This is a genomic window from Hymenobacter cellulosivorans, assembly GCF_022919135.1.
GTDB lineage: Bacteria > Bacteroidota > Bacteroidia > Cytophagales > Hymenobacteraceae > Hymenobacter > Hymenobacter cellulosivorans.
The window spans coordinates 2,008,865-2,027,235 of record NZ_CP095049.1 but is presented as its reverse complement, the minus strand read 5'-3'; the positions used below and the strand labels follow the sequence as shown (position 1 = coordinate 2,027,235).

The 18,371-nt window shown below is 61.5% G+C and carries 11 protein-coding genes; all 11 read left to right on the top strand.

Going from position 1 to position 18,371, the window contains the following annotated elements:
- Positions 1–110 precede the first annotated feature (110 nt).
- The 11 genes from MUN80_RS08740 to MUN80_RS08690 all read left to right on the top strand — a co-directional run bounded on the left by MUN80_RS08740 (position 111) and on the right by MUN80_RS08690 (position 18,332).
- Positions 111–410: a DUF3817 domain-containing protein gene (locus MUN80_RS08740; protein ID WP_244722404.1), complete on the top strand. Its 300-nt coding sequence runs from the start codon at positions 111–113 to the stop codon at positions 408–410.
- Between the two features lie 92 nt (positions 411–502).
- Positions 503–1,234 carry an MOSC domain-containing protein gene (locus MUN80_RS08735; RefSeq protein WP_244722403.1) on the top strand — a complete coding sequence of 244 codons (732 nt, stop codon included), beginning with the start codon at positions 503–505 and terminating at the stop codon, positions 1,232–1,234.
- 113 nt (positions 1,235–1,347) lie between these two features.
- Positions 1,348–4,155: a substrate-binding domain-containing protein gene (locus MUN80_RS08730; RefSeq protein ID WP_244722402.1), complete on the top strand. Its 2,808-nt coding sequence runs from the start codon at positions 1,348–1,350 to the stop codon at positions 4,153–4,155.
- Positions 4,156–4,517: 362 nt separating this feature from the next.
- Positions 4,518–7,775, top strand: a complete 3,258-nt coding sequence (locus tag MUN80_RS08725; RefSeq protein WP_244722400.1) for a SusC/RagA family TonB-linked outer membrane protein — start codon at positions 4,518–4,520, stop codon at positions 7,773–7,775.
- Between the two features lie 25 nt (positions 7,776–7,800).
- The gene (locus MUN80_RS08720) at positions 7,801–9,243 is read left to right on the top strand and encodes a RagB/SusD family nutrient uptake outer membrane protein (protein ID WP_244722397.1); all 1,443 of its coding nucleotides are present in this window, start codon (positions 7,801–7,803) and stop codon (positions 9,241–9,243) included.
- A 186-nt stretch (positions 9,244–9,429) separates the two neighbouring features.
- Positions 9,430–10,857 carry a glycoside hydrolase family 30 protein gene (locus MUN80_RS08715; RefSeq protein WP_244722394.1) on the top strand — a complete coding sequence of 476 codons (1,428 nt, stop codon included), beginning with the start codon at positions 9,430–9,432 and terminating at the stop codon, positions 10,855–10,857.
- Positions 10,858–10,906: 49 nt separating this feature from the next.
- Positions 10,907–12,019 (top strand): T9SS type A sorting domain-containing protein, encoded by a 1,113-nt coding sequence (locus MUN80_RS08710; protein WP_244722391.1) that lies wholly within the window; start codon positions 10,907–10,909, stop codon positions 12,017–12,019.
- 62 nt (positions 12,020–12,081) lie between these two features.
- Positions 12,082–13,584 carry a glycoside hydrolase family 30 protein gene (locus MUN80_RS08705; protein WP_244722388.1) on the top strand — a complete coding sequence of 501 codons (1,503 nt, stop codon included), beginning with the start codon at positions 12,082–12,084 and terminating at the stop codon, positions 13,582–13,584.
- Positions 13,585–13,717: 133 nt separating this feature from the next.
- Positions 13,718–15,850 (top strand): RICIN domain-containing protein, encoded by a 2,133-nt coding sequence (locus tag MUN80_RS08700; protein ID WP_244722385.1) that lies wholly within the window; start codon positions 13,718–13,720, stop codon positions 15,848–15,850.
- A gap of 84 nt (positions 15,851–15,934) precedes the next feature.
- Positions 15,935–17,410 (top strand): glycoside hydrolase family 30 protein, encoded by a 1,476-nt coding sequence (locus tag MUN80_RS08695; RefSeq protein ID WP_244722382.1) that lies wholly within the window; start codon positions 15,935–15,937, stop codon positions 17,408–17,410.
- A gap of 205 nt (positions 17,411–17,615) precedes the next feature.
- On the top strand, positions 17,616–18,332 hold the full coding sequence (locus tag MUN80_RS08690) for a GDSL-type esterase/lipase family protein (RefSeq protein ID WP_244722379.1): 717 nt from the start codon (positions 17,616–17,618) through the stop codon (positions 18,330–18,332).
- Positions 18,333–18,371 lie beyond the last annotated feature (39 nt).

The window sequence follows — 18,371 nt, the reverse complement described above, 5'->3', positions numbered from 1 at the left end:
CAATGAGTTAGGTCGAGCTTGCTAATTTACCTGAAAAGGGCCGTGGGCTACCTCCGCTTTCGGCCTCGCCGGCCGCGTCGTACCTTGCCGCTTCATCAGCTGCTGATTGTATGCTTTCTTCTTGGTGGCGGACGCCCTTGGGCCGCTTGCGCGTGGTTGGATTTCTGGAAGGCGTGTCGTTCCTGGTCTTGTTGGGCATTGCCATGCCGTTAAAATATCTGGCTGGCCAGCCCGAGGCCGTAAAAGCCGTAGGAATGGCCCACGGGGTGCTGTTTGTGCTTTATGTGCTGCTGGTGCTGCAAGTGAGCATCCTGCACAGCTGGTCGTGGGGCAAGGCGCTGCTGGCGTTGGTCGTGTCGTTTCTGCCCTTTGGCACTTTCTGGGCCGAAAAGAAGCTGTTTCAAGAATAAGACGGAGCAGGATTAAGGCAATTTTGCGGACCTTGCCCGGCGGTAGGATGCGTGCCTGCCGCGTCGTTCCCCTCTCTTGCTTCTCCGGCCTGATGTCGACCAACCTTGTTGCCTTGTCCCTGCCTTTGGCCTCCGTGCGCGTCGGCCAGCCCCAATCCTTCGGCCCCACCGACTCGGAGCCAGCCGCCCGGCCCTGGACCTCGGCCATTCACAAAGCCGAAATCACCGGGCCCGTGTGGCTGGATGGCCTGAACCTGAGCGGCGACCTGCAAGCCGACCAGAAAAACCACGGCGGCCCCGACCAGGCCCTGTGCGTGTATCCCGGCGCTCACTACCCCTACTGGAGTCAGCAGCTCGGCCACCCTATGCTGCCCGGTAGCTTCGGCGAAAATCTGACCCTGGCTGGCCCCACCACCGAGCACGACGTGTGCCTGGGCGACATTTTCCGGTTGGGCGAGGCCGTCGTCCAGATTTCCCAGCCCCGTTCTCCCTGTTACAAGCTGGGCCTGCGCTGGCACACGCCCCTGCTGCCCAAGTGGCTGCAGGACTCAGGCCGCACCGGCTGGTACATGCGCGTACTGGAGCCCGGCCACGTAGCCCCCACCGACGTGCTGGAGCTGCTGGAGCGCCCCTACCCCGCCTGGCCCCTGACGCTGGTAAACAGCGTGAAGTACGAGCAGCGCGAAAACCTGACTCTGGCCGCCGAGCTGCTGGCCTGCCCGGCCCTGGGTGAGCAGTGGCGCCGCAAAATGCAGGGCCGCGTGGCCGGTACCGCCCCGCTCTACGACGACGCCAGCCGCCTGCAAGGGCCCAGCAACGGCTGAGCCTGGAACCTGGAACCTAGCTTCGCTGTATCCTTTTAGCAGCAACTACGCGGCGACTAATGTATATTTGGTAGCCGTACCGGGCCGAATGGCCCGCGGGCGCCTCTCCTGCCTTGAATCGACTTGTTTTTTCCTTTCTGCTTTGCCTGTGGCCGGCCCTGGCGCTACTGACCAGTTGTGCCCCTTCTGGTGGCAAGCAGCCAACCTACCGCATCGGGTTTTCGCAATGCAGCATGGCCGGTCCCTGGCGGGAAGCCATGCTGGCCGGCATGGAGCGGGAGCTTAGCTTCCACCCCGATGTGGAGCTGCGCATGCTCGACGCCCACGACAACAGCCAAGTGCAGCAGCAGCAAATCCGGGAACTGCTGCGCGGCGGCATCGATTTGCTTATTGTGTCGCCCTACGAGGCGGGCCCGGTAACGCCGGCCGTGGAAGAAGCCTACCGGCGCGGCGTTCCGGTAATCCTGCTCGACCGACGCACGGCCTCCGGGCAATACACAGCCTACGTGGGCGGCGACAACCTGGAAGTAGGCCAAACGGCAGCCCGCTACGCAGCCCGCTTGCTCAATCACCACGGCCGCATCATCGAAGTGCTGGGCACCCCCGGCTCCTCGGCCACTTCCGAGCGGCACCAGGGCTTTGCCCAAACCCTGACCGCCTACCCCGATATGCGGGTAGTAAGCCAGGTTACCGGCGACTGGACCGAGAAAAAGCTTCCGGAACTGGCTACGGCCCTCAAAGCCCACCCCGAGGTGTCGCTCATCTTTGCCCACAACGACGGCATGGGCCGCGGGGCCGCCGAAATCTGCCGGCAGCTGGGCCTGGACAAAAAGGTGAAAATCATCGGGGTAGATGGCCTGGCTGGCAAAAATGAGGGCCTGGACCTGGTGCAGCGGGGCGTTGAAACGGCATCGGTGCTGTACTCGCCCGGCGGGGAAGACGCCATCCGCACGGCCCTGAGCATTCTGCACAAGCAGCCTTACAAGCGCGAAAATATGCTCGGTACCATCGTCATCGACTCGACCAACGTGCGGACGATGCAGCAGCAGACCGACAAGATGATAACCCAGCAGGAGGACATTGAGCGGCAGCAAAGCCTGCTGCAACGCCTGCGCGCCACCTACGCCAGTCAGCAAACCGTTCTGTACGGCCTGCTGGTTACCCTGCTCGGTGCAACGGTGCTGGGTATGATAGCCTGGAACTCGGCCCGTAAAAACCGGCTGATAAACCACCAGCTGGCCCTACAAAACGCCGAAAACGACAAGATTAACCGCCAGTTGGTCAGCCAGAACGAGGAAATTAGCAACCAGCGCAACCAGCTCGAAGCCTTGGCCGAGCAGGCCCGGGCCGACACCGAGGCCAAGCTGCGCTTCTTCACCAACTTCAGCCACGAGTTGCGCACCCCGCTCACCCTGATTTTGGGCCCGGTGGAAGAACTGCTCACCAGCAGCCCCGACCTGAACCCGGCCCAGCGCCAGGATTTGGCCCTGGTGCGGCGCAACACCCAGCGCCTGCTGCAACTAGTAAATCAGTTACTGGATTTCCGCAAAATCGAGGTGGGCAAAATGGCGGTGCGGGCCTCGGAAAGCAACTTGGTGGCCTTTGTGCGCGAAATCGTGGATGCCTTCGAAAAGCCGGCCCGCCTGCGGGGCGTGACGCTGCGCTTCCTGGCCGCCGAGCCGGTGCTCCCGGCCTGGTTCGACGGCAACATCCTGGACAAAGTATTCTTCAATCTGCTCAGCAATGCCCTCAAATTCACCCCCGACCAGGGCCAGATTACGATTAGTTTGCAGCGGGGCGAGGGTGAAACGTTGCGCGTGAGCATCGCCGATACCGGCCGCGGCATCTCTGACCAGGACCGGGCCCACATTTTCGAGTGGTTTTACCAGGGCGACCAGGGCGCCGTGGCCAAGGGCTCGGGCATGGGCCTGGCACTAGCGCAGGGCCTGGTTCGTCTGCACCAGGGCCAGCTCACCTTTAGCAGTCAGCCGGGGCAGGGCAGCACCTTCGTCGTGACCTTGCCGCGGGAGCTGCCCGAGGAGCTGCGGTCCATTGAGCCGGCCGCGCCCACCTTGCTTACCCTCGACGAGCCCGAGGCCCTGGCTACCGACTTTGGGCCCGAAACCGAGGCCACTACCACCGACGCGCACAGCGAAACCCTAGTACTGGTCATCGAGGACAACCCCGAGGTCAACGACTTTCTGGCCCGCAAGCTGCGCCACGATTTCCGGGTCCAGACGGCTACCGACGGGCACAGCGGCTTCCGCCTGGCCACCGACCTGATTCCAGACCTGATTGTGTGCGACGTGATGATGCCCGGCCTGAGCGGTCTGGAAGTCGTGACCCAGCTGCGCAACGACTGGCGCACCTCCCACATTCCCGTGGTGATGCTGACGGCCCGCAACGCCCCCGAGCAGCAGGTGGAAGGCGTGCAGGCCGGCGCCGACCTTTACCTGACCAAGCCCTTCAACCCGACTTTCCTGCTGGAAAGCGTGAAAACCCTGCTGGCCAACCGCGCCCGGCAGCGGGAGCATTACCGCCGCGAGCTGAGCGTGGACTCGGCCACGGTAACGACCGTCAACCCCGACCAGAAATTCCTGCAGGACCTAACGGCCCTGGTAGAAGCCAACCTGACCAAGACTGACCTGAGCGTGGAAGATATTGCCCGCAGCCTGGGCATTTCGCGCATGCAGCTCTACCGCAAAGTCAAGGCTGTGCTGGGCACCGGCGTCACCGACTTCATTCAGAGCCTGCGCCTGACCAAAGCCCGGGAGCTGTTGCTCAACGAAGCGCTAACGATTTCGGAAGTTGCCTACGAGCTGGGCTTTTCCTCGCCCTCCTATTTCTCTACTTCTTTTAAAGCCCGCTACCAGATTTCCCCTTCCGAGTTCCGGAGTCTGCACATTGCCCCGCAGCACTGAAACATTCTCGAAAGTGGTGTTATAAAACTGCAACCGGCCCGTAACAGGGCCGGTTTTTTTATTTTATATCTATCAGCATAACAAGCAATTACCCCTGATTTAGCCGGTGAACGAATTTTGAAATAAATCAGCAAGCCATTGCTGGTGCAGTCATGGAATTTTGTGCAAACCGGATACTCTACCGCGCCCCGGAACTGCAAACGTTTGCACCCTTGCCTAGGCCCCGGCCGAGCCCCGGAAGCTTCCTTAACCCAACCCCATTCTTCTCAACCTGCCGGACGCCTGCGTCACCCCGCTTTCCCTGTGGGCCCGCTGCTAGCCGGCTTTTCTGCTCCCTCTCCCTTCACTTAACCCACATTACTATGCCGTTTTTACTCCAATTCCCCCACGGCTCCCGCCCGCTTCGGCTCCTGCTGACGCCGGCCCTGAGCAGCATTCTGCTCACGAGCCTGGCGGCGGCCCACCCCCTGACCAGCCCTGCTACTCCCCACGTATGGGCGGCCATTCCGGAGCGCACGGAGGCAGTGAAAGATTTGTACTCGGCCTTCCTGGTAAGTGCCCCTGTGTCGGGCCGCGTCGTTGACGCCAACGGCGAAGGCATGCCGGGCGTGACGGTGGTAGTGGCCGGCACCACGCTGGGTGGCGCCACCAACACCAACGGTGACTACCTCATCCCGGACGTACCAGCCGGCCCCCAGACGTTGGTTATTTCATCGGTGGGCTACATTACCATGCGCGTGCCAATTACGGTAGTGGATGGGCAGCCCACTGCGGCTGGCAACACCACGCTCAGCGAAGATGTGCAGGCCCTGAAGGAAGTAGTGGTAGTAGGCTACGGCACCCAGAGCCGCCAGGAACTGACCACGGCGGTATCGTCAGTCACCTCCAAAGCCATTGAGCGTCAGCCCGTAGCTGGTTTCGATCAGGCTCTGCAGGGCCAAACCCCGGGCGTACAGGTAACCTCGCCGAGCGGGGCCCCGGGTGCGGGTATCAACGTGCGGATTCGCGGCAACAACTCCATCACCATGAGCAACTCGCCGCTCTACGTGGTTGACGGGGTGCCTATTCTGCCGACCTACGACCGGGAGCTGAGCATCGGCAACCAGAAGCCTAACCCGCTGAACAGCATCAACCCCAACGACATCGAGAGCATCGACGTGCTGAAGGACGGCGCCGCAGCGGCTATTTACGGCCTGCGCGCTTCCAACGGGGTAGTCGTAATTACTACCAAGCGCGGCAAAATAGGCAAGCCCCAGCTGGGCTTCAACATGTTCTTCGGCCAGCAGCAGCTGCGCAAGAAAATTGACCTGCTCAACGCGCGCCAGTTTGCCGAGTACTACAACGAAGCCCGCGCCAACGCCAGCACCCCACTCGGGCCGGCCTACACCGATCTGAACAACCTGCCGGCCAACACCGACTGGCAGGATGAAATGTACCGCAAAGCAGCCATTCAGAGCTACCAGCTCAACGTCAGCGGCGGCACCGACAAAACCCGCTACTACGTGTCGGGCGGCTACTTCAAGCAGGACGGCATCATCCTCAACTCCGGCTTCGACCGTTTCAACTTCAAGCTGAATCTGGATCAGCAATTAGGCAACCGGTTCCGCTTCGGGACCAACCTCAACCTGAGCCGCACCAACAACAACGGGAGCGTACGCAGTGAGCAGGGCCTGGGCAACTCCGGCACCGTGCTGGGCGCCCTGGCCCAGATTCCGACCGTGCCGGTGTACAACGCCGACGGCTCTTACGCGCTGAACCCCTTCTCGCTGTCGGATAACCCCATCGGCAACCTGCTGGAAACCCGCAACAACGCCCTGATCTACCAGGGGCTGGGCAACGTGTACGGAGAGGCCGACATCCTCGACAACCTGAAGCTTCGCACTTCGTTCGGCATTGACTTCCGGACCCAGCTCGAAAACCAGTTCATTACCCGCGAATATCCCGGCACCTCGCGCTCCACGCCCGAGCAAAACCTGAAAGGCAGCGCCGCCACTGGCACCAATATTCAGAACATCTGGCTGTGGGAAAACACGCTGACCTACGACCCCAAGCTCGGTGACCGCCACCGCCTGACGCTGCTCGCCGGTCAGTCGGCGCAGGAGTCGAACCGCTTTACGTCCGGGGCCTCCTCGCAGGGCTTTGCCTCCAATGCCAGCCCTTACGTCTCGGCCGGCGCTACCCGCACCGGAACCAACAGCTACGAGGATGAGTGGGGCCTGATGAGCTACTTTGGCCGCGCCATCTACAACTTCGATGAGCGCTACCTGGCCACCGTCAGCTTGCGGGCTGACGCCTCTTCCCGTTTCGAGGGCAAAAACAAGTGGGGCTACTTTCCCGCCGTATCGGCGGCCTGGCGCGTGGCAAAAGAATCGTTCTTCCCGCAGAACGACGTGGTATCCGACCTTAAAGTCCGCGGTAGCTACGGCGAAGTTGGTAACCAGGAAATCTACACCTACTCGCGCTTCAGCACCTACGACACCGGTTCCAACTACGCCGGCGCCAGCGGCTCCAGCATCGTGGGCGGCATTCGCCCCGGCCGCATCGGCAACCTTGACCTGAAGTGGGAAACCACAAAGCAGTTCAACGTGGGCCTGGATCTGGGCTTCCTGCAGGACCGCGCCACGCTGACCTTCGACGCGTACCGCAAGCGCACTACCGACCTGCTCTACAACGTACCGATTGCCCCCAGCACCGGTGCTCAACCCGCTGGCGGGGCCCCCACTCCGGAAGTAACCCAAAACCTGGGCGAGGTTGAAAACAAAGGCATTGAAATAGGCCTGAACACAACCAACGTGCAGGGTAACGACGGCGGCTTTAGCTGGACTACGAACGTGAACTTCACGCTCAACCGCAACAAGCTCATCCAACTGGGCCAGCAGACCAACGAGCAGAACGTGTTGGTGGACCGGGAGGTAATCGGTAACAACAACATCCTGCGCAATGGCCAGCCCCTGGGCGTCTTCTACGGCTACGTAGCCAGCGGCATTTTCCAGTCGGCCGACGAGATTAAGAACTCGCCCAAGCAGGACAACGCCAAGCCCGGCGACGTGCGCTTTGCCGACATCAACGGCGACAACGTGATTAACGACAAGGACCGCACCATCATCGGCAATCCGAATCCAAAGTCCATTGCTGGTGTAACCAACACGTTCACCTTCAAGGGCCTGGAACTGTCGGTATTCTTCCAGGGCAGCTTCGGCAACGACATTCAGAACCTGAACCGTCAGGCTATTGAAAGCGCCGTGGGCCCGATAAACCAGAGCACGGCCGTGCTCAACCGCTGGACGCCAACCAACACGAACACCAACATTCCGCGCGCTTCGACCGAGGATTTGAACCAGAACAACCGGTTCTCAACCCGCTTCGTGGAAGACGGCTCCTACGTGCGTTTGAAGAACCTGACGCTGGCCTACAACATTCCCACTACGCTGCTACAGAAAGCCCACTTCAGCGGCCTGCGCCTCTACGTGACCGGCCAGAACCTGCTGACCTGGACCGACTACTCGGGCTACGACCCAGAAGTAAGCTCTGATCCTTTCTCCAGCACCCAGTTTGGCCGCGACTTCGGTACCTATCCCCAGGCGCGCACTTACACCATCGGCCTGAACGCCAGCTTCTAACCGACCCTCTCTCCCGACGACTCCCATGAAAAAGATATTCATTCCCGTTTTTGCCTTAATGCTGCTGGGTAGCTGCAACGTGCTCGATAAAGAGCCGCTGCCCACCGTGTCTCCCGTTACCTTCTTCAAAACCGGCGACGACGCCGAGGCTGCCATTACGGCCGTCTACGACGCCCTGCAGGGTACGGGCCTCTGGAGCCAGGACCTGATTGTGGCCGGCGAAATGCCTTCCGACAACTGCACCAGCGCCAACGGCGACGTGGGGCCCATGGAGCGCCTTGCCTGGACACCCACGACCAGCCAGGTTACCAACATCTTCCGCGACTGCTATATCGGCATCAACCGCGCCAACGCCGTTATTAAGTACGTTGGCGGCATCTCGATGCCCGGCCAGCGCCGCGACGAGATTCTGGGCGAGGCCTACTTCGTTCGGGGCCTGCTCTACTTCAACCTGGTGAAGCTCTACGGCGGCGTACCGCTGCGCCTGGAGCCCACCGAAAGCGGCACGCCGGAAGCCGTTTCGCTGCCCCGGGCTTCGGCTGAGGCCGTGTACGCCCAGGTGGTCTCCGACCTGACCCAGGCCGCTGAAAAAGCGCCGGCCGCCAAAAACAACCGCGCCAGCCGGGCTGCTGCCAGCGCCATTCTGGCCCGCGTGCAGCTAACCCAGCGCCAGTGGGGTCAGGCCCTGGCCGCCGCCAACGCGGTGCTCGCTAACAAAACCTACTCGCTGAACAGCAGCTTCAAGTCGCTGTTCCCCGCCGACAACAAGGGCGAGTCCATCTTCGAAATTCAGAACTCGGGCGCTACGGATGGCAACAACATCCTGCCCGACCTGCTGCTACCCAACCCGCCCGCTACCTACTCCTTCCCCAAGTTCAACATCCCGACTCAGGAGGTGGTACAGCTGGGCTTGTCGGACAAGGACGATAAGCGCTGGGCGGCCATCGGGCCCGTGCCCGGCGGCATCGACCACGCCAGCTACGTAGACGGCGGCGCCGGCAGCGGCAACGACAACGGCCCCTTCGTGTACAAGTGGCCCGGCAACCCCAACGCCTTCAACAGCCCCGACAACACGTATGTCATCCGGCTGGCAGAAGTGTACCTGACCTACGCCGAAGCCGCCAACGAGCTGGGCAACCCCGCCACCGACGTGCTGGAGAAGCTCAACGCCGTGCGTCGCCGCGCGGGCCTGGCCGACTTCCCCGCCGCGGGTGCCACCAAGGAAAGCCTGCGGGCCGAAATCGACAAGCAGCGCCGCCTGGAGCTGGCCTTCGAGGGCGAGCGGTGGTACGATTTGTTGCGCTACGCCCGTCACACCCAGGCCGACCCCTCGGTTAAGCACGCCAAAACGGCTCTGGATATAATTGAGCAGATCCGCGGCTCCCGCGACGCGAACTACCTGCTGTTCCCGATTCCGCAGAACGAAATCAACAACAACGCCCAGATGTCGCAAAACCCTGGGTTCTAAGCGTCGGGGGCGCTGCAACGCCCCCGACAGTGTTTTGCGCGACTGTGGGGAGGCCTGGTCGCGCGAAGCCGGGGCCGGTTTCGGTGTGGGAGAGAAACGAAACCGGCCCGCAGGCTTCTCTTAAATACGCTCAGTTTACTACAGGCTCCGCGCCTGCCTTTCCCTCTTCCGCCTTTTCTACTTCGCATGTTCCGCACCTCCGCCCTTTCTACTTCCGCTTTTTCCCTGTTGCTGCTGCTGGGCCTAACCACCGGCTGCCAGCGTGCCCCCCAAGCCAGTTCGGCTAGCGGACGCGGTGCCGCTTTCTGGCTGACGACAACGGACAAGACCTCTCTGTTTCAGAGCCAGGCGCCCCAAGCGTGGAGCACGGCCCAGCCCACCGGCGCCGTTATTGAAATTGACGAAAAACAGACCTTCCAGCCCATCGACGGCTTTGGCTACTGCCTCACTGGGGGCTCAGCCGAGCTGCTGCACCGCATGGGCGCCGCCGAGCGCAAAGCCTTGCTGCAAGAGCTCTTCGGTACCGACGGCAACCATATCGGCGTGAGCTACCTCCGCCTGAGCATCGGGGCTTCCGACCTCGATGCCCAGGTTTTCAGCTACGACGACCTGCCCGCCGGCCAGACCGACCCCCAGCTTGCCAAGTTTAGCCTGGCCCCCGACGAGCCCCACCTGATTCCGGTGCTCAAGGAAATTCTGGCCATCAACCCCAAGATCAAAATTCTGGGCTCGCCCTGGTCGCCGCCGACGTGGATGAAAACCAACGGCGAATCCAAGGGCGGCTCTTTGAAGCCCGAGTTCTACGACGCCTACGCCCGCTACTTCGTGAAGTACGTGCAAGGCATGAAAACCCACGGCGTGCGCATCGACGCCATTACGGTACAGAATGAGCCCCTGCACCCGGGCAACAACCCCAGCCTGCTTATGCTGGCCGAACAGCAGGCCGAGTTCGTGAAAAAGAACCTCGGTCCGGCCTTTCAGCAGGCCAAGCTCGACACGAAAATCATCGTCTACGACCACAACTGCGACAAGCCCGAATACCCACTCACCATTCTCAACGACCCCGAAGCCAAAAAATACGTGGACGGCTCGGCCTTCCACATGTACGCCGGGCAGATTGACGCCCTAAGCAAAGTGCACGATGCCCATCCCGACAAGAACGTGTACTTCACCGAGCAGTGGGTGGGCTCGAAAAGCAAGTTTGCCGAAAACCTGCCCTGGCACGTGCGCACCCTCATCATCGGGGCTACCCGCAACTGGAGCCGCACCGTGCTGGAGTGGAACCTGGCCGCCGACCCCCAGCAAAACCCGCACACGCCCGGTGGCTGCACGGAGTGCCGCGGCGCCCTGACCCTGGATGGCAACAACGTGACCCGCGAAGATGCCTACTACATCATTGCCCACGCCAGCAAGTTTGCCCGCCCCGGCTCGGTTCGCATCGGCTCCTCGCTGCCCGACAAGCTGCCCAACGTGGCCTTCAAGGCTCCCAACGGCGACAAGGTGCTGGTGGTGCAGAACGACAGTCCCACGGCCCAAACCTTCAGCGTGCGCCACCAGGGCAAAGCCTTTGCCACCACGCTGCCGGCTGGCGGCGTCGGAACCTACGTGTGGTAACAACCTGAATTCTTTCAACCCAGCTTCTCACACCTACTTCAAAATTCCCATGAAAAAACTTTTTACTCTTTCTGCTCTGGCGGCTCTGACGGCCGCTTCCCTGTCGGCTCAGGCCCAGATTACCGTCGACGGCACGCTGGCTCCCGCCGAACTCGGGACGGGCACGGGCAAATACCAGCTCGTGGGCACCTACACCGGTGCGCACTCGGCCGCCGACCGGGGCCTGAAAGCTCTGTACATGGGCACGACAGCGACGACGCTGAACATTATGGTAGTGGCCTCGCCCGAGAAAGGCGACTTCAACGCCCTGCTGCTGTACCTGGACGCTCCCCAGAAAACCGGCGTGGGTCCTAACACCCGCCTGCCCCTCGGGTCCGATAATACGTCCCAGTTTAACAGCCAGCCTACGCTGGATATGCCCGTCGACTACGGCTTCCGCCTGACCGTGTCGCCCTTCGCCACCAACGGCAGCGGCGACGTGTACCACAGTAAAATCGACTACACAGCCAACCTCAACAGCGCTGGCAAAGCTCCCGACGTGTACCTGGGCTCGACCAACAAGACCGGCGCAGCCTTCACCATTACGGATGCCAACAGCGGCGTAGTGGGCGGCAAAGTGTCCTACAAAACCAGCGCCACGGGCAGTGTGGCGGCCAACACCACCACGGGCTGGGAAATCGAGTACCCGCTGGCGGCTCTGGGTGGGGCTTCGGCCAACGACATTTTCCGGGTGATGGTGGCCTACGTGGCCGATAAGGGTGAGTTCTACTCCGACGTGCTGCCCCAGATTCCGGGCCAGACTGCGGCGCTGGGCCTTGACCCGAACTTCTCCAACATTGCTGGCAACCAGAGCTATGCCTACCAGGTGGGTGTGGGCGTACTGGCCAGCCGCTCGGCCTCCGAGGCTCTGCAGGCCGCGGCCTACCCCAACCCTGTGGCTGCCGACAGCCGCCTGAGCTACACCGTACCCGCCGCCTCGGCCGTAGCCGTGGACGTGTACAACAGCCTGGGCCAGAAAGTACTGAACCTGCTGAACACCACCCAGCCAACCGGCACGCACACGCTGACCCTGGCTTCGCTGCGCCAACTTCCGGCCGGCTCTTACTTGGTCACCCTACGCGTGGGCGCTGAGCTGAGCACCCGCCGCGTGGTGGTGGAATAACCTCTCATTTTCAGCCGGCCGCTCTACCAGGGCGGCCGGCACTATTTTCTTCTGCTACTGCTATGCGTTTTTCCTCTTCTGCTTCCCGCCGTTTTGTTCTGGCTCTGAGCTACCTGCTGCTGCCGGCGGCTCTGCTTACGCAGTGTACTTCGAAGGAAGATGACACGCCGGCTCCCGGCGGCACCACGGGTGGTACTACCGGTGGCACGGGCGGCGGAGGCGGTACCCCCACGGGTCCGTCGCAGGTGGCCCTGTGGCTGACCACGCCCGACCAGGCCTCGCTGTTCCAGAAAAGTACTGCGGTCCTGAACTTCCAGGCGCCCAGCAGCTCCAACCCGACCATCGTAGTGGATACTACCCGGACTTACCAGTCCATCGACGGGTTTGGCTACACGCTTACCGGGGGCAGCGCCATGCTGATCAACCAGCTGAGCGCGGCCACCAAAACGGCCCTGCTGCAGGAATTGTTTGCTACCGACAACAGCAATATTGGCACCAGCTACCTACGCATCAGTATCGGGGCTTCTGACCTGGATGCCAAGCCCTTTACCTACGACGATCTGCCCGCCGGTCAGACCGACCCTCAGCTGGAAAAATTCAGCATCGCGCCCGACAAAACCGACCTGATTCCGGTACTTAAGAGCATTCTGGCCATTAATCCCAAGATCCAGATTCTGGGCTCACCGTGGTCGGCACCGGCCTGGATGAAAACCAATAACAGTCTGAAAGGCGGCTCTTTGAAGCCCGAGTACTACGGTGTTTACGCCCAGTATTTCGTGAAATACCTCAAGGCCATGCAGGCCGAGGGCATCACGCTCGACGCGGTGACGCTGCAAAACGAGCCCTTGAACGAGTACAACAATCCCAGCCTGGTCATGACGGCCACCGAGCAGGGCGACTTCATCAAAAACCACGTGGGTCCGGCGCTGCGGGCCGCGGGGCTCAATACCAAGATTATTCTCTACGACCACAACACTGACCGCACCGATTACCCGCTGACGATTCTGGCCGACCCGGCCGCCAGCCAGTACGTGGACGGCTCGGCATTTCACCTCTACTCGGGCAGCATTTCAGCCCTCAATGGCGTGCATAACGCCTACCCCAACAAGAACGTGTACTTCACCGAACAGTGGGTGGGCGGCCCCGGCAACTTCGCCGGCGACTTTGGCTGGCACATCAACAACCTGATTATTGGGGCCACGCGCAACTGGAGCAAGAACGTGCTGGAGTGGAACTTGGCCGCCGACCAGAACTACGGCCCCCACACCGACGGTGGCTGCTCGACCTGCCTGGGCGCGCTGACCATCAATGGCAACAGCGTGGCGCGCAACGTGGCTTACTACATCATTGCCCACGCCAGCAAGTTCGTGCGCCCCGGCTCGGTGCGCATCGATACCAACGTGCCTAGCAGCCTGTCGAACGTGGCCTTCAAGAACCCCGACGGCAAGAAGGTACTCATCGTGCAAAATGGCAGCAGCCAGTCCCAGAGCTTCGATATTCAGTACCGGGGCAAGGTGGCAACCAGCACCTTGAGCGCCGGCGCCGTGGGCACCTACGTCTGGTAGCTCCGGCCTATTTCTAACGCCTTTTTTCCGCTTTTCAACTTACCCGCTCCCTCCGCCCCCTCCGCTCGCCCTGCACACACCTGTTCTTCGCTCTGTCTCTCTTTTTTTTCCACAACCAAAATTCCCACAGAACATGAACAAAACTACCTTTTTAGCGGGTGCGGCTCGGCAGCTGCGCACGGCCCTGGTCTTGGCCGCCGGTCTGGCCCTGGGCCAGCAGGCTACGGCCCAAAGCTTTCTGCGCGCCGATGGGCAGCGCATCGTCAATGCCAGCAACCAGGAAGTAATCCTGAACGGCATGAACCTGGGCAACTGGGCCGTGCAGGAAGGCTACATGATGAAGTATAACTGGGGCGGCATCCGCATCGGCGACAAAGACTTCAAAACCCAGGGCATGGTCAAGCGGACGCTCTACAACCAGGGCATGAGCGAGGCGGCCATCGAGACCTTTTACCAGAACTACCGCAACAACTTCATTACCAAGCCCGACATCGACTACATTGCCTCGAAGGGCTTTAACTGCGTGCGCCTGCCGCTGCACTACGAGCTGTTCCTGACGCCAGCTCAGCGGGCCGTGCGCACCAAGGTAATGCTGGGCACGGTGAGCTACGATTCCTACGTGAGCCAGCTTACGAGCTGGTACAACAACAATCAGCTCTTCACCGACCCCAACAGCATGGAGGCGCTGCGCATGATTGACAACACCCTGGCTTGGGCCCAGGCCAACAACATGTACGTGGTGCTCGACATGCACGCCGTGCCCGGCTCCCAGGGCACCGACGCCAACATCGCCGACCAGATTGTGCCTAACGACCTCTGGAACCGCCAGATCAACCAGGATGTGCTCGACCGGCTGTGGCGCTTTGTGTCGAACCGCTACAAGAACGACTCGCGGGTGGCCATGTACGACCTCATCAACGAGCCCAACAACTACCCCAGCAACCAGAAGATTCACGACGTGTACCAGCGTCTGATTACGTCCATCCGGGGCCAGGGCGACAACCACCTGATTCTGCTCGAAGGCAACGGCTGGGGCAACGACTACAACTATATGGAGCCGTTTACCTTCCCCAACCGCTCCAACCTGGTGTATAACTCGCACCGCTACAGCGGCGACACCTACCTGATGGACAACGGTGTGAACTCGACCGGGGGCAATGCCAACAACATCCGCTTCATCGGCGACCTGCGCAACTTCCGCTCGACCCACAACGTGCCGATCTGGATTGGCGAAACCGGCGAAAACACCGACACCTGGATGCGCGACGCGGCCAAGAACCTTAACTCGGTGGGCATCGGCTGGTGCCACTGGACCTACAAGCGCTTCGAGGACCGCAGCAATCCGGCCTTCATGCACATCAACCCGCCCTACGTGGTAGACGGCCCTGCCGGCCTGAATCAGGTGCTGACCAACATTCAGTGGGCCAACTGCGTGCCCAACACCACCGTGGCGGCCGTATCGCCGAACCAGAACGGCATCGTGAACTACCCTGGTGGCGGCAACTACAACGGCACCGGCGGCAACACCAGCGGGGGCCCGGTTGTCGGGCGCATCTACGAAATCAGCTCCAAAAACGGCGGCAAAGCCCTGGAAGTATCGGCTAACTCGACGGCCAACGGCGGCCGGGTGCAGCAGTGGACCTGGGCTAACACGGCCAGCCAGAAGTGGAAGCTCGTGGACGCCGGCGGCGGCTACGTGCGCATCGTGAACATCAACAGCAACAAGAGCCTCGACATTGCCGGCCCCAGCACCGCCGACGGCGCCCTGACCCACCAGTGGGACTGGCTGAGCCAGGATAGCCAGTACTGGCAGATTATTGCCAACGGCGACGGCACGTACCGCATCATCAGCAAGTACAGCGGCAAGGCCCTCGACGTCTCGAACAACTCGACTGCCGACGGCGCAGCCGTGCACATGTGGACCTACGGCGGCGGCGACAACCAGCGCTGGTGGTTTTCGGACCAGGGCGCGGCCCGCACTACGCTGGCCGCGGCCGGCTCTGTAGCCGATGCCCGTTTGCAGCTCTACCCCACTACCGTAACCACCGAAATAGCCTTCGACTACACCGCCGACCAGGCCCAGCCCCTGCAGATGTCACTGGTAGACATGCTCGGCAAAACTGTTCTTCAGCGCCCTGCTGCCTTGGCTAAAACCGGCCTTAACTCGTTCACGCTGAACGTAGCCACCCTTCCCAGCGGTGTATACGTACTGCGCGTAGGCACTGCTGACGGTCAGCTGCAGCGGCGCCTGGTTATTAGCCGCTAGCTTGATTTTTTTACCTGCGGCCCGTCGGCATCCCGGAGCCGGCGGGCCGCATATGCGGTCCTCCCCGCGCATACTTTCCTTATCATGTTCAACAAGCTTCTACCTTCCTTGCTGCTGACCGCCCTGAGCGTAAGCAGTGCCCTGGCGCAAAACGCCACCAACCCCGCCCGCAACTTCAAGGCGTACTCCGTGGCCGGCAAAAAGGCCCAGGTGTACGCCACCGTAGCCGGCACCGACCAGCGCCTGGCCGCAGGATCCAGCCTGAGTTTCCAGCCCTCTCCCCAGCCGCTGGAAACCCAGATTTGCGTGTTTGTGGACCCCACCAAGACTTTCCAGACGGTGCTCGGCATCGGCGGAGCCCTGACCGACGCGGCGGCCGAAACCTACGCCAAGCTCAGCAAGGACCAGCAGCAGGAATTCATGCAGGCCTACTACAGCCCCACCAAGGGCATCGGCTACACCCTGGGCCGCACCACCATTGCCAGCTCCGACTTCTCGACGGCACCCTACGACTACATCGCCGATAAGGACGAGAGCCTCAAAACCTTCAGCGTCAAGCACGACGAGCAGTACCGCATTCCTTTCATCAAGCAGGCCATTGCCGCTGCCGGCGGTAAGCTCACGATGTACGTGGCCCCCTGGAGCCCGCCGGCCTGGATGAAGGACAACAGCAACCGCCTCAAGGGTGGCAAGCTGCTGCCCCAGTACCGCCAGACCTGGGCCGACCACTACGTCAAGTTCATCAAGGAGTATGAGCGCCAGGGCATCCCAATCTGGGGCCTGAGCACTCAGAACGAGCCCATGGCCGTGCAAACCTGGGAATCCTGCGTGTTTTCGGCCACCGAGGAGCGCGACTTTATCAAGGAATACCTGGGCCCCACGCTGAAGAAAAGCGGCCTGGGCGACCGGAAGCTCATTGCCTGGGACCACAACCGGGACCAGGTGTACCAGCGCGCCAGCACCATCCTCGACGACCCCAAGGCGGCCCAGTACGTGTGGGGCGTAGGCTACCACTGGTACGAAACCTGGACCGGCAGCAAAATGATGTTCGACAACGTGCAGCGCGTGCGCGAAACCTACCCCGACAAGAACCTGCTGCTCACCGAGGCCTGCATCGAGAAGTTTGACTTCAATAAAGTCAATGACTGGGCCCTGGGCGAGAAGTACGGCATGTCGATGATTAACGACTTCAACAACGGCAACGTGGGCTGGACCGACTGGAACATCCTGCTCGATGAAAAAGGCGGCCCCAACCACGTCAAGAACTACTGCTACGCCCCGCTTATCGGCGACACGCGTACCGGCAAGCTGATTTACACCAACATTTACTACTACATCGGCCACTTCTCCAAGTTCATCCGCCCCGGCGCCAAGCGCATCGTGAGTTCCTCGAACCGCGACCATCTGAGCTCCACGGCCTTTATCAATACCGATGGCAAAGTAGCCGTAGTGGTGATGAACGACGGCGACAAGGCCCAGGACTTCCAGCTCTGGATGCAGGGCCAAGCGGCCATGGCCAGCAGCCAGCCCCACTCTATTATGACCTTCGTTATCAACTAGCCATAAAGCTCGGGCAAGCCCAAGCAAGGCCCGGGTATGCAGCAATGCCTCAGCAAGCCCTGGAAGTAGCTCTCACTGCTGCTTTCAGGGCTTTGAGCAAACCAAACGACAGGTTGTCAAACGACGCTCGTTGGTACGGCACCACTGATGAGACATAAGTAGACGTTTCTACCTCGTTCTTGGTCCACCCGTTCCGCGTACTATTATGAAAACACGCTCTTTTACATTGGCTGGCCTGCTGCTAACCACGGCCCTGCTGGCCCCCGTGGCAGCCCAGGCCCAGCAGCCCGTGGCCGACTACGCCAAGCTGCAACGCTACGCCGCGGCCAATGAGCGGCTGCCGGCCCCGCCGGCCAGTCCGGCCCGGGTGGTACTTATCGGCAACTCCATTACTGAGGGCTGGGTCAAAGAGGACTCGGCCTTCTTCCAGGGCAAACCCTACGGCTACATCGGGCGCGGCATCAGCGGGCAGCACACGGGCCAGACCCTGCTGCGCTTCCGCCAGGACGTTATTAATCTGCGCCCCGCCGTGGTGGTCATTATCGTGGGCACCAACGACGTAGCTGAGAATGGCGGCCCCTACGTGCCCCAAAACACGATGAGCAACATCATGAGCATGGTGGAGCTGGCCCAGGCCCACCGCATCCGGGTGGTGCTGGCCTCGGTGCTGCCCGCCACCGACTTCTGGTGGCGCAAGGGCCTGAACCCGGCGCCCAAAATCGTGGCCCTGAACAAGCAGCTCAAAGCCTACGCCGACCAACAGCGCCTCGTCTACCTCGATTTCCACTCGGCTATGGCCGATGAGCAGCAGGGCCTGCGCAAGGCGTACGGCGAAGACGGTGTGCATCCCAACCTGGCCGGCTACCGCGTGATGGAGCCCCTGCTCAACCAGGCCGTAGCCCAGGCCCTCAAACGCAAATAACCGCCCGGCTGTGGCGGCCTCCTTTCTTTTCTCTCCCTT